This is a genomic window from Thermacetogenium phaeum DSM 12270, assembly GCF_000305935.1.
In the GTDB taxonomy this organism is placed as follows: Bacteria; Bacillota; DSM-12270; order Thermacetogeniales; family Thermacetogeniaceae; genus Thermacetogenium; species Thermacetogenium phaeum.
In genome coordinates this window covers 2,232,856-2,246,824 of the sequence record NC_018870.1, presented here as the reverse complement: position 1 = coordinate 2,246,824, position 13,969 = coordinate 2,232,856, and the positions used below count along the sequence as shown (strand labels likewise).

Here is a 13,969-nt window from a genome sequence, read left to right as displayed (position 1 = left end):
CGTCACTGCTAATGTGGCTCAGCGGTAGAGCAGCGCACTCGTAATGCGCAGGTCGTGGGTTCAAATCCCACCATCAGCTCCAGGAAAATCAAGGCTTCCGGAGATCGACCCGGAAGCCATTTTTGTGCGCCCGGCATGGGGTGCACCCGGCATGGGCAAAGGCGCCAGTCAATATCAGTTCAGCCCAGCCGACTTCGAGTCTATCGAAGAGGCGAAGCGGATGCCATTGCCGAAGGGGGAGCGGTTGAGCGATGCGGCCACCGCCGGCCCGGGCAGGCGCCTGGATAAGGACGGAGTGCGGCGGGACCTGGCTCTGGCCTTATCGGCCATTAAAGTGCACCAGATTGAAACCACAGTTGTTCATGCCGATACCACTTCCATCTCAGTTGCCGGAGAGTATGAACAGTAAGATGAAGCTGGTCATTTAATCGATATCACCTACGGCTACAGCAAAGACCGCCGCCCTGACCTGAAGCAGTTTCTTTACGGCCTCATCACTACCGGCGAAGGGATCCCCATCTTTGGGGAAATGCGTGATGGCAATATGAGCGATAAGAAATGGAATAAAGAGGTTGAAATCAAAGAGGAACGGGTGATCAAACGCCGGGTGAGGCGGCCCCGCAGGGGTTGATCCGGTGAACTATCAGGTTCATTATCGAGTCGTTCCCTCTCTAGTCTCTGTCAATGAAGAGTTTGTCAAGGATCTCAAGGCAAAAGCCGCTACTTTCGTGTTGATTACAAACATTCTTGAAGATAAAGAGCTTTCTTCCGCCGATGTATTGCGGGAATGCAAAAACCAGACTGCAGTGGAGCTGTCGTTTTGCTTGTCTTTAGACTCCGGTTTATGTGGATGGGATTTACGTCAAGAACCCGGAACGGGTGGTGGCTATAGGCTACGTCTTCCTGATGGCCTTACTGATTTATGCCCTGCTGCAGCGCTGGGTCCGGGGGTCCGGCGTAATCTGGCCGATCCCCAAATCTATTTCCAGTTGTCAGGTGGACATATCTCTGTTGATACTATACTTATTAAGCAACGCGGTCTATGCTTTCTTCTGCATCAAATTTAATAGAAATAGTGCTGAATACGTTGATAGAAGAGGGTCACTATCATTATTTGGATTTGGAACATTACCAGGTAACATTTTGAAAGTTCCATATTGATCATTTTTGCATTTCATAACCCATCTTATTATATTTTCCTTGTTTGGTATTTCATGGTTTAGTGAATTAAGGCTATCCACAAAGAAATAATTAATTACCATATCTGAATGATCTTGAATCTTAAAAATTCCTTCAGTAGATTGATGATTTATAAGCCATTGAACCGTTTTATCGCGGTTGGGAACTTCTATGCCCAATGTTTTGTATATCTTAATTGCATAATAAGTATCAATTAAACTTGATTTTTCTGATCCAAAACCACCATCTTTATTCTGTAAGGATTTCAGTGTATTTCTTATTTCTATAACAGTACTATTCTGAACAGGATGGTTCAAGTAATTTAAAACATAACAAATAAAATATATTTCTTCAAGATTATTATTTTTTATCTCCACTATTACTTGATTGGTTAGCTTTTTTATAACATCGGGTTTGGGTTCAAGTTGTATTCCTAATAATTGAGCATTTCTAATAAGAGAAAACAAGTAGTTTGACCGATCTTCAATTTCGTATGCATTATTAACATAACTTATTACCTTACTTTTGATTTCCGGTTCTATAGGTAACCCAAGCATTTTCATGGAGGACAACACATAGTACGTAGTAATTCCAAGGGAATGGCAATGCCAGGAATTAAAAAAACCACCCTTATCAGATTTATTTGATAAAATTAAACTTATTATTTTATCCTTCTTAGGAAGTATATCAAACTTGTTATAAATACTAAGCGCATAATAAGTCCCCTGGATATCATCGTTTTCGGGCGGTATAATAAAGCTAAACCCCCCGTTATTCAACTGCATATTATTCAGTAGAGAAAGTACTTCATGTCTAATTGCTGCTACATCAGGAACGAATTCTACAATAGCCCTTATCTCAGCTAAAGAACGAGCGGATTTGACTTTTTCTCTATAGTAGTCTAAATTATTCAAGTCATTAGATAATTTATCAATTGCTTCTTCAAACTTTTTTAACTCTTCGGTATTTGCTTTATCCATATTAGGATCTTTACATGTTACAACATAGCGGCCTTTGTCTTTAATAATTTCCACAGTTACTGATTTTTCACCGACAGATAGAACTTGTTTTCCTATTTTATTTTCCATATCAATTCCTGCTAACTGCATACTTTTATACAGCAATTGGTAGTTATAGTAGTTAGATATATCTAATACATTACACTTGTTCCACATATTACATAACCATTCAATAGTACTATTATCTATAGAACCATCTAACTTCTTAATAACGCATAATGCCATATATGTTGGTAATAGGTAGTCTTCATCGCGAATAGATTTTGTCTTACTTAAATCCAAATCTAAAAAAGCGCCGTTTGGTTGAATATAACTCTTTACCTTTTGTATGATTAAAGACTTGTTCAAAGGTTCTTCATTTAGCAAATCGAGACTCATTACGTTATAAAAAATGTCAGGTAATACATTATAACCTGTATAATTCTCTGGCCGTGAGGAATGTAACCATTTAACAGTTTTTTTTCTATGATCCTCTAACAAAGATAATGATGACAACTCATCAAGAGACATTAATGAATAATAAGTGGCATACAAATCTGGTTCTCTGGCAGTTGCAGGAGGTAATGGGGCAAATCCACCATCATCATTATGATATAAGTAAAATAAAGATTTTAGTTGTTGTTTTTGATTATCACCTATTATTCCTTCATCAATTGCTTGCTTCTTATCGTTTGTCATACAGGCACGCTCTAATACTGTAACTATACTACAAACTATTATTAACAATGAAATCGATAAATATATAATAAAATTCTTGGTATGTTTATACATACTTTTCTATACCTCCAAAACAGATGTTATACGGGCACACATTCGTGAAAAATACCCAATGTGTGCCAGTAGTGTCCATTATGATGGTGTAAAATTGATGGCTTGAAGCAGGAGAGCCACCCCTCCCTCTGGTAGATAAGAAGTGGCTTAATCTTAATCATCAGGAGGGAGAAAAGATGGCTCACTACCAGGTTACCGTAGACTGTGATCTCTTGCAAGGATTATTTATTCGGGATGATGGATTGGCTCGGTTGGTGGAGAACATCGTGAATCAGATACTCGATGCTCAGGCTACCGAACAACTCAGGGCCAAGCCATACGAACGTACCGAAGAGCGGCAGGGGTACCGCAACGGGTATCGGGATAAGCTGCTCAAGTCTCGCGTAGGAGAACTTACGCTTATGGTTCCCCGTCTCCGGAGCGGGCACTTCTCCACGGAGCTTTTCGAGCGGTACCAGCGGAGCGAGCAGGCGCTCTTGCTGGCCATGGTCGAGATGGTCGTGAACGGCGTATCCACCAGGAAGGTAAGGGCGGTTGTTGATGAACTATGCGGCACGGAGTTCTCCAAATCCACCGTATCCAGCCTGTGCAAAAGACTGGACGACATCGTAAAGGAGTGGAACGAGCGAGATTTGAGCAGCCAGGAATACCCATTTCTCCTGGTAGATGCCATTGTCATCCGGGTGCGTAAAGGCGGCCGGGTACGGCTTTCAAGCGTACTTCTCGCTACAGGGATCAACCGGGAGGGATACCGGGAGATTTTAGGGCTTATGCTCGGGGATAGCGAATCAGAGGCTGCTTGGTCGGAGTTCTTCGGCCGGCTCAAGGAGCGCGGTCTCAAGGGAGTGGACTTGGTTGTTTCGGATGATCACAAGGGCTTGATCAATGCGATAGAAACCCACTTCCAAGGAGCGACATGGCAGCGGTGCCAGACCCACTTTATCCGGAACATCCTGGACGCCTGTCCTAAGAGCCTCCAGGGCGACCTGCACGGGCGACTGCGGTTGATCTTCGACGCGCCGGATATGGAGACGGCCAGGCGGTTGCTGAACGAAACGATAGAGGCCTTTGGCGCCCGGGCGCCAAAGGCGGTAGAGCGACTTGAAGCTGGTTTCGAGGACGCAATGGCGGTGATGGCACTACCAGGGCGCTACCGGAAGCGGCTGCGCACCACCAATGGAGTCGAGCGGCTCAACCAGGAGATCCGCCGGCGGGAGCGGGTGATCCGAATCTTCCCTAACGAGGAGTCGGCTGTGAGACTGATCGGAGCAGTGCTTGTAGAGATCGACGAGGTGTGGACCACAGGAAAGCGCTACTTTGATATGGCAGAGTATTGGGAGTGGAAGGCTAACACAGAAAAACAGCAGAAGGAGGTGAATAATGCCGATACCCAGGTAAATGTAGCTTAAAACGGGGTGATCTTATCTGCCAGAGGGAATTTACACACAAATTTGGACTTGACCATGTGTGCCCGCATTTTTAATTTTTTATCTTAATTCCTTTAATATCCGTAAGTATGAGTATAAGACCCATTAGGATTTGGATCACATTCACCAGTTAACCAATTCGTATAAATGGATGAGGTTGGTCTATAATCTATATTACCAATCCTGATTTGTGGTTGGTTCGACTGGGTATAGCTATAAAGAGCTACATAACTACGGGCATATACACCACTGTACGGGCTAGACAGTAATAAACATATTTTTTCTCATTAAAAACACTCCCTTTATAAAGATTATGTTTTTCTTCCAACAACTTTTAACCTAACCTATGTTTTATGAAACATAATCACTGCCTTGTTTCAGTTTATTACTAGCACCCCCTTGTTTTACCTGTTTGGTGTGAATCGAAGTAGCTCCCCCCCAAAAAAATGTTTACCATCTATTTACGGATGATCTTGGACAATAATTTAAATGTAGCATTGGCACACATCTATTTCCTTTTATTTCTTTACTCTCCTTCTTTTTCCTTCCATATAAAATCAGAGATTATAGGAAATAATGTCGTTTATATTTCTCCTTTTTTAGGGATGCTTCAGTATATTGACCAGCCTTTTGATACTACCGGGTACGTCGATACATCAGAGAGTCCGGCGTGAGAGCGTATTAACCTTGGGCAACTGCCAAGACTCCATCCACTAAAACCATCATGAAAGAGTTGCTGGTTTTCTTTGCACTCCCGCCTGGAACAGGACCTCCTTCAAGATTTCTTAGATTTCTGCCAGCTAACATGTGAGCAATGCGAGGCTCCCCTGCGAGCAATAACCATTGGTCGTTTTCACGGTTGCGGCGGTGACTACCGCCCTCGGTGGTGTAGTATACTGTTTTTGGAAGCAACTGCAGAGGCGGGCCAGGTGAGCAGTCTGGAGCGGAGGGTCGAAGACCTGGAGGCAAGGATAGGCGCTCTGGAACGGCATATGGCTTCTGAACCTGAACGCGCCGGGAGTGAGAGCGGAGACGCTAAGAGAAGAGCTTGCCAGGCCGGTATAGCGCACGGCTGGGGATATTGAAAAAGCCCTGAGCATCTTTGGAACCGGTGAGGGATCGGTTGATCTCTTGAAAAACGCTGGTGCGTTGCTGTTGGAAAGAATAATGAATTTTGCTTGATAAGCATCGTTTGACACTGCTGCCCGGGTTCTGGCGGCGTTTTTTCTTGGCGCGAGACTTCATAATAATTCAGCTTGCCAGCACTACCAGAATAAGGTATGATAATTTTGCCGGCATATTTGCCGGCAAAAGGTTGGTGCTAAAACACATGAAGAATGACCCAATTTTAGCCGATATAAAACAGGATGCAAACTCATTACCATACTTCCTCTGGGAAGAGATGGGATTTCGCTTTGGGGACAAAGGAACCCATACGAGCAGAACCATCATGCTGGAAGAGTTATCGTTATTACTCCATGAATGTTCAGAAGATGCTTCTCGTGATGACTATATAAAAGCAATTGTTGACTACAATTGCCTGGGCAAGCGGACGGCCGCGACCCGAAGACTTTCCTGCCAGCGTATGCGGGAGTTATATGGGCTTGATCCGTCGCTGCTAATATTTAGAGTTTTGCGTTATTGCTGGTACGCAGATGAGAAAGGCCGCCCGCTTTTGGCCTTGCTTACCGCTATGGCCAGAGATCCTCTTTTAAGAATTACTTCACTTACTATTCTCCGGATGAAGCCGGGTGATGAACTGGCCCGGCAAGTGATGACAGATGAGCTGCGCCAAAGCATCGGAAACCGGCTAAATGACAGAACGCTTGATAAGGTCGTTCGTAACGCTTCTGCATCCTGGACCAAGTCGGGACACTTAAAAGGCCGCGTTCGTAAGTTTCGCCAAAAAGTAGTGCCCACACCTGTCGTCACCGCATATGCTCTCCTTTTGGGGTACCTGCTTGGAGTGCGGGGCCCCGGTTTATTCAAAACGTTATGGACAAAGGTGCTTGATACATCTCCGGAAGAATTAATTTCTTTGGCAATAGATGCGAAGCGCCTTGGTCTATTGGATGTGTGTTATTCCGGAGGCATGGTCGAAGTATTAGTTGATCGGATGTTAACCGAGAATGAAAGGATGTTGCTGCGTGAGTAGAATTGAGGAACTGGCAAACCGCTATCGCAGCCATATTGCTGCGCCATGGCAGCATAATCTGGCCGGCGAGCAAAGGATGATTTTTGTTGTTTATCCTCCAGTCGACGAGCGTAAGCTCCGTGCCAGGTTGGAATTGTTCGAGATGGCGACCATTGAATCTGGACATAAATGGAAATCATTTGACTTTACTCAAACTTTCGCCCGATGGATGAGCAACTTGGAATATAAGGAGATTTATTTCGAGGAGCCCGACAGTCTGACGATACCCCTTGAGGGTGAATTCCCGCATTTTGCAGCCGCCGAACTACGTAAAGTACTTACTGCAGAAGATGTTGACTCTAACACTGTTATTGCTGTTTACGGCATTGCCAGCCTGTACGGGTTCACAAAAGTATCCCAGGTTCTCAAAGAAGTCGCCAGAGATGTTCGCGGGCGGTTGGTAGTCTTTTTTCCAGGCGAATTCGAAAACAACAATTATCGTCTTCTCGGTGCACGCGATGGGTGGAATTACCTGGCCATACCCATCACATTACATAATGGAGTGAGCGACCGATGAAGAACCGTGAGATCTTCCAGCGCGACCCTGTTGTTTCCAAATTACCCAATGACGGTGTTGCCACTGTTGCTGAAGCGGCCACTTCTAAAGAGATGGAAACCCTTCGCTATGAACTGGAGCATTTTGTTTGCGAGGGGCAGTATAAAGACGGACTTATACGCATTCTCGAGTCTTACTTGAGTAATGCGGATTCGACAAGCCAGCCAGCCGTTTGGGTAAGTGGTTTTTTTGGCAGCGGTAAATCGCATCTATTAAAGATGCTCCGCCATTTATGGGTCAACACCAAATTTGAGTCTGATGGGTCGACTGCCCGTGAATTAGCGCGGCTGCCAGTGGAAGTAAAAGATTTGCTTAAAGAATTGGACACGTTAGGGAAAAGGTGTGGCGGGCTTCATGCTGCGGGGGGAACGCTGCCGTCCGGTGGAGGGAAAAGCCTTCGTCTGGCCGTTCTCAGCATTATCTTTCGCTCGAAAGGCCTGCCCGAGTCTCTTCCCCAAGCCCAATTTTGTCTTTGGCTTCAAAAAAATGGCATCTACGGTCAGGTTAAAAAGGCTGTGGAGGATTCGGGCAAGGACTTTTGGCAGGAACTGCGCCATTTATATGCCAGTCCGGTAATAGCCACAGCGCTGTTGGAGGCTGACCCTGATTTTGCCTCCGATCTCAAGCAGGTACGAGCCACTATTCGTGCCCAGTTTCCCGCTGTGGACGATATTTCGACATCCGAGTTCATCCAGATCATACGCGATGTCCTTTCTCTGAACGGTCAGCTCCCCTGCACAGCGATTGTGCTCGACGAAGTCCAACTCTTCATAGGCGACAGCGCAGCCCGTTCCTACGATGTGCAAGAAGTGGCGGAAGCCCTATGCAAGCAGCTTGATAGCCGCATACTGCTTATAGGGGCAGGTCAGACCGCGCTGAGCGGTAATCTCCCGCTTCTCCAGCGATTGAAGGATCGTTTTACGATACCTGTTGAACTCTCGGATACGGATGTTGAAACTGTGACCCGCCGGGTGGTGCTGGCCAAAAAAGCAGATAAGCGTAAGGCCATCGAAGAAGTGTTAACTGCTTACGCCGGTGAAATTGACCGGCATCTTATCGGTACGCGAATTGCTCCCCGAAGTGAAGACCGGAGCATTATCGTCGAAGACTATCCCCTTTTACCCGTCCGCCGCCGGTTCTGGGAGCATGTCCTACGGGCCGTCGACGTTTCAGGAACCAGGAGCCAGCTTCGTACGCAACTCCGTATTGTTCACGATGCTGTTCGGGAGATTGCTGAAAAACCTGTGGGGACGGTCGTGCCGGCTGATTTCATATTTGACCAGCTCCAGCCGGACTTGCTTCGCACGGGGTTTCTTTTACGGGAAATTGACGAAACCATTCGTAATCTGGACGATGGAACTCCGGAAGGTTTGTTAGCCAAGCGAATTTGCGCACTTATATTCCTCATCCGCAAACTCCCTCGTGAAAGCATCGTTGATATTGGGGTCCGTGCTACCGCGGATATGTTGGCAGATCTTTTGGTAAGCGACCTGGCCAATGATGGCCCTGTCCTGCGCGGAGAGATTCCACGGGTCCTCGAGAAACTGGTTGAGGAAGGAAAGCTTATCAAGCTGGACGAGGAATACAGCCTTCAGACCCGAGAGAGCAGCGAATGGGACCGGGAATTCCGAAACCGGCAAACCAGACTCAATAATGATCTTACGGCTTTGTCCAGTAGGCGTTCGGCTCTGTTGAATGCTGCTTGTATGGATATTCTAAACAATATTAAATTGTGCCAGGGGAAATGCACTGAGCGGCGCAAGCTGGAAATTCACTTTGGCAGCGAGCCGCCAAAAACGCAAGGCTTCAAAGTCCCGGTTTGGATCCGCGACGGCTGGGGAGAAAATGAAAGTACTGTCTTGGCCGATGCACGGGCGGCAGGTAATGACGACCCGACTATTTTCGTCTATATCCCGAAAGAAAGTGCTGAAGACTTAAAGAAAGCGATTATTGAATATGAGGCGGCTAAGGCCACCATTGAATTCAAGGGTACACCCACAACAGATGAGGGACGGGATGCTCGTGATGCTATGTCCACCCGTATGAAAGCGGCAGAGGCTGCCCGGGACAGCATTATCCGGGATGTGATTAATGCGGCCAGGGTGTTTCAAGGCGGGGGGCAAGAGCGTTTTGAGTTCTCCATCAAAGAAAAAGTGCTGGCAGCCGCAGAAGCATCCTTGGACCGCCTCTTTCCGAACTTCCGGGAAGCCGACGACGACCGCTGGCCGATTGTTCTCGATAGGGCAAAGAACGGCAACGAAGACGCCTTCCAGGCCGTAGGCTGGAACGATGCGCCCGAAAAACACCCTGTCTGTTCAGCAATTCTTTCCGCAATCGGATCCGGCAAGACAGGGAAGGAAATTCGCGAAACCTTTGAAAAAGCACCTTACGGCTGGCCGCGTGATGCTATTGACGCTGCTTTGATCACGCTTTTCGCCACCGGACATCTGCGCGCTGTCTATAAAGGTGCCCAGCTAGAGCGCGGTCAATTGGATCAGGCCAAGATTCCGGCTACCGACTTCCGGGTGGAAACGGTAACCATAGATGCCCGCAGCCGCATGAAGCTGCGCAAGCTCTTTCAAACGGCAGGCCTTCGCTACAAGGCGGGGGAGGAATCTTCTGTTGCCGGGCAATTTCTTGCCAGGCTTATGGATCTGGCCGATCGTGCCGGCGGCGATCCGCCACTGCCCGAGCGTCCATCTAAGGCCCATTTGGAAGCAATGCGGGGGCTGGCCGGTAATGAACAGCTGGCAGCGATACTGGAACAGTTTGACACCTTAGCCCAACAACTGCAGAGGTGGTCAGCATTGGCGGACTTGGCGGCAAAGCGCAAGCCTGTCTGGGATAGACTTCAGCTCCTGTTAAAACACGCCCATGGCCTCCCTGAAGGAGAAGAACTGCAAAAACAGGCCAATGCTGTGTGCTCTGAACGTCGCTTGTTAGAGGAACCCGATCCGGTTCCGGACATTTACAGGGCAGCCGTTAAAGCGCTCCGCAGCGCTGTCAGGCAGGCTTATAACAACTTTGAGGCGGTATATAACCGGGAGAAAGCAGCTCTCGAGGGTAATGAGAACTGGCAGAAGCTATCTCCGGAACGGCAGCAACAAATTCTTGCGGCTGAAGGTATTGCCAGCGTTCCCCAACTTTCCGTAGAAGATGATGAATCCTTGCTTCGAAGTCTCCAGGAGGCCCCTCTGTCCAGCTGGAAAACCAGGACGGATGCCCTTCCTCAGCAGTTTAGCAATGCTGCCATGGCGGCTGCCAAGCTGCTTGAGCCAAAAACGCAAAAGGTAAAACTGACCAGCAGCATTCTGAGGACAGAAAATGATGTTAAAGCCTGGGTGGCTGAAATTGAGAGAGAGCTTCTAGAAAGGATTAAGAGCGGCCCCATTGTGATCTCGTAGGAGGGGGAAATGGATGCCGGTACTGTCAGCAGAACAGCGAAATAAACTTGAACGTACTGTCGTCGAAGCCCGGGATGTTGCCGAGGCCGGAGCCAGGGCGGCCCTGGAGGCTTTAGCTGTGCACCATCACGAGCCTTACAGCCATATGAGTTCGGAACAGCGCCGGCTTCGCAACCACCTCCGTGCCCGGGCGCGGCAGCTGGGGGATAAGCAGGACAAAAGCGGAAAACTGGAAATTATCCATCTGATCCAGGAGTGTGCTTACGAATACTGGCATCGGATGCTCTTTGCCCGTTTCCTGGCGGAAAATGACCTCCTTATCGAGCCGGAGATGGGGGTGGCCGTCAGCCTGGATGAGTGTGATGAACTGGCCCGGGAGGAAGGCAGCGATCTTTGGACCCTGGCCAGCCGTTTTGCCCAGCAGATGCTGCCGCAGATCTTTCGTCCGGATGACCCGGTGCTGCAGGTTGCTTTTCCGTACGAATATCAATTAAAGCTGGAGCAGTTGCTCGACGACCTGGAGCCGGATATCTTTAAAGCCAGCGATGCCCTCGGATGGGTCTACCAGTTCTGGCAGAGCAAGAGGAAGAAACAGGTCAACGAGTCGGGCAATAAAATCGGCGCCGATGAATTGCCGGCCGTTACCCAACTCTTTACGGAGCCTTATATGGTCAATTTCCTTATTCACAACACCATTGGCGCCTGGTACGCCGGCAGGGTACTGGCGGAAAATCCGCAGCTGGCCGGGCAGGCAGAAAGTGAGGAAGAGCTTCGCAGGGCGGTTTCATTACCCGGTGTAACCTGGGATTACCTTCGTTTTGTCCGCACCGGCGATGGGGAGGGGCCGTGGCGCCCCGCCGCCGGGACCTTCAAAGAATGGCCGAAACGGGCGGCCGGTCTTAAAATCCTGGACCCCTGCTGCGGCTCGGGACATTTCCTGGTCGCGGCGCTCTACCACCTGGTCCCGATTCGTATGGCCGAGGAAGGCCTGACGGCCCGGGAGGCATGCGATGCCGTCCTGAGAGATAATCTCCACGGCCTGGAGATCGATGAGCGCTGCACGCAGATCGCCGCCTTTGCCCTGGCCTTGGCGGCCTGGACCTATCCCGGCGCCGGCGGATACCGTTCCTTGCCTCAGATGCGAATAGCCTGTTCCGGCATCGCCCCTAATGCCAAAAAGGAAGACTGGCTCGCCCTGGCGGGAGATGACGAGCGCCTGCGCAACGGCATGGCCCGGCTTTATGAGCTTTTCCAGGATGCTCCCATTTTAGGGAGCCTCATCGATCCGGGTTCCGCTATAGAAAATAACCTGTTTGAAGCCGGATTTGATGAACTCCGCCCTTTGTTGGAGAAGGCTATGTCTGTGGAGAAAGACGACTACGAGCAGCATGAGTTAGGCGTTGCCGCCTGCGGCATCGCTGATGCAGTTCAGATTCTCGGCGGGCGCTACCACTTGATAATCACCAATGTGCCGTACCTGGCCCGGGGGAAGCAGGCCAATAAGCTTAAGGAATTTTGCCTCAAGTATTATAACGAAGCTAAAAATGATATTGCCACTGTTTTTCTAAACCGCCTGCTCCGACTCAATTCGCCTGAAGGCACAACGGCTTTAGTTTTGCCGCAGAACTGGCTTTTTTTGACCGCCTATAAGAAGTTTCGAACCCGTATGCTGAAAACAAGACGATGGGATATCGTTGCTAAACTTGGCCCGGGTGCATTCGAGACTATATCAGGCGAGGTAGTGAATGTTGTTTTACTTGCCATTTCCACCTCTGCTCCGTCAGATGGTCACACCTTCGCCGGCCTCGACGCCACCGCCCCCCGCACGGCACGGGAGAAAGATCGGTTTCTTTGTATAGGAGAGCTTCGGACTGTGGATCAGAGCAATCAGTTTAAAAATCCAGAAGCAAGAGTTACAATTACAGAAATACCATTGGTCGATGAAACGCTAGGGCAGTATTGTTCAATACTTCAAGGGTCATCGACCGGTGATGAGCCTAGGTTTGTCCGTTGTTTTTGGGAATTCAATAGCTTCAACGTGCGATGGAAGCTTTTATTATCTGCACCTGATGAAGGCGTGTATTCGGGACGAAGCCATGTATGGGATTGGCCAAATGATAATTGTGAGCTCGCTAAATCAGATGGCGCACGAATCCAAGGTCTTGAGGCTATAGGTAAACAAGGTTTTTTTGTTTCTGGTTCTAGGCGTATTACGGCATCAATATACAATGGAGAATTTTATAGCAAGGTACTTGCGACGATAATCCCCTTCAATTCTTTAAACAAACTTGCTATCTGGGCTTTTCTAGAATCTGATGTCTTTGAAAGAGAAGTTAGGAAACTTGACCAGAAAATTCTTGTAACTCCTGGGGTATTTGCGAACGTTCCTTTCGACCTGGAATACTGGCAGAAAGTCGCCGCCGAGAAGTATCCAAAGGGCCTCCCCGAACCTTACTCGGATGACCCAACCCAATGGATCTTCCACGGGCACCCGACAGTTTCTACCAGCCCCCTTCAGGTGGCGGTGGCCCGCCTTTTGGGCTACCGCTGGCCGGCGGAGCTGGATGACTCGATGCGGTTGTCTGCGGAGGCACGCCGGTTGGTACGGCGGTGCAGGGAACTGGAAAGTTACGCTGATAACGAAGGAATAGTCTGCCTTCCCGCCGTCCGCGGAGAAGACCCGGCTGCCGAACGCCTGCGGGCTTTACTTGCCGCTGCCTATGGTGATGACTGGTCGCCGGAAAAAGAGCGGGAACTTATCGCAGCAACGGGCTCTGAAGCGAAGGAGCTTGACGAGTGGCTCCGCAGCGATTTCTTTGAACAGCACTGCAAGCTCTTTCACCACCGACCCTTCATCTGGCATATCTGGGACGGGCGCCGGCGCGACGGTTTCCATGCCCTGGTCAACTACCACAAGCTGGCCGGGGGCAACGGCAAGGGCAGGCAGGTTTTAGAAAGCCTCACTTATAGTTATCTCGGTGAGTGGATTACCCGGCAGAAAGATGGGGTGAAACGGGGCGAAGGGGGTGCCGAGGATCGACTGGCGGCGGCATTGGAACTGCAGAAACGCCTCATCGCCATCCTCGAAGGGGAACCTCCTTTCGACATTTTCGTTCGCTGGAAGCCTATCGAACAGCAGCCCATCGGCTGGGAACCGGACATCAATGACGGAGTCAGGGTCAACATCCGGCCGTTTATGGCTTCTGACCTTCCCGGCGGCCGGAAAGGTGCTGGCATCCTCCGGTGGAAGCCGAATATCAATTGGAGAAAGGATCGCGGCAAAGAGCCTAGGCGCCCTCAAGAACAGTTTCCCTGGTTCTGGAATAATGGTCAGTTTACCGGCGACCGGGTCAACGACGTGCACTTAACCAATGAAGAAAAGAGGAAAGCGCGTGAGAATGCGAACAGGAGTAGATAAC

The 13,969-nt window shown here is 49.0% G+C and carries 7 protein-coding genes, 1 tRNA gene and 1 pseudogene; 8 read left to right on the top strand and 1 reads right to left on the bottom strand.

From position 1 onward, the window contains the following. The first annotated feature begins 7 nt into the window (after window positions 1-7). Both TPH_RS10970 and TPH_RS16720 read left to right on the top strand, forming a co-directional pair. Window positions 8-82, top strand: a tRNA-Thr gene (locus tag TPH_RS10970). Between the two features lie 153 nt (window positions 83-235). After that, window positions 236-948 (top strand): annotated as a pseudogene (locus TPH_RS16720) (IS1634 family transposase); the annotation flags it as partial. Between the two features lie 92 nt (window positions 949-1,040). On the opposite strand, the gene TPH_RS10965 reads toward TPH_RS16720, so the two are convergent. Continuing rightward, window positions 1,041-2,876, bottom strand: a complete 1,836-nt coding sequence (locus TPH_RS10965; RefSeq protein WP_158502684.1) for a prenyltransferase/squalene oxidase repeat-containing protein — start codon at window positions 2,874-2,876, stop codon at window positions 1,041-1,043. 269 nt (window positions 2,877-3,145) lie between these two features. On the opposite strand from TPH_RS10965, the gene TPH_RS10960 reads away from it, so the two are divergent. From TPH_RS10960 to TPH_RS16040, 6 genes are all read left to right on the top strand, one after another. Further along, on the top strand, window positions 3,146-4,378 hold the full coding sequence (locus TPH_RS10960; protein ID WP_014162180.1) for an IS256 family transposase: 1,233 nt from the start codon (window positions 3,146-3,148) through the stop codon (window positions 4,376-4,378). Window positions 4,379-5,325: 947 nt separating this feature from the next. Beyond that, window positions 5,326-5,481, top strand: coding sequence for a hypothetical protein (locus TPH_RS15465; RefSeq protein ID WP_155990774.1), 156 nt, complete (start codon window positions 5,326-5,328; stop codon window positions 5,479-5,481). 89 nt (window positions 5,482-5,570) lie between these two features. After that, window positions 5,571-6,551, top strand: a complete 981-nt coding sequence (locus tag TPH_RS10950; protein ID WP_236608788.1) for a hypothetical protein — start codon at window positions 5,571-5,573, stop codon at window positions 6,549-6,551. After that, window positions 6,544-7,107 (top strand): BREX protein BrxB domain-containing protein, encoded by a 564-nt coding sequence (locus TPH_RS10945; protein ID WP_015051268.1) that lies wholly within the window; start codon window positions 6,544-6,546, stop codon window positions 7,105-7,107. The genes TPH_RS10950 and TPH_RS10945 overlap by 8 nt, the downstream gene beginning before the upstream one ends. Then, window positions 7,104-10,550 carry a BREX system P-loop protein BrxC gene (brxC, locus tag TPH_RS10940; protein WP_015051267.1) on the top strand — a complete coding sequence of 1,149 codons (3,447 nt, stop codon included), beginning with the start codon at window positions 7,104-7,106 and terminating at the stop codon, window positions 10,548-10,550. Before TPH_RS10945 ends, brxC begins: the two co-directional genes overlap by 4 nt. A gap of 13 nt (window positions 10,551-10,563) precedes the next feature. Continuing rightward, the gene (locus TPH_RS16040; RefSeq protein WP_015051266.1) at window positions 10,564-13,968 is read left to right on the top strand and encodes an Eco57I restriction-modification methylase domain-containing protein; all 3,405 of its coding nucleotides are present in this window, start codon (window positions 10,564-10,566) and stop codon (window positions 13,966-13,968) included. The last annotated feature ends 1 nt before the right edge of the window (window position 13,969 follow it).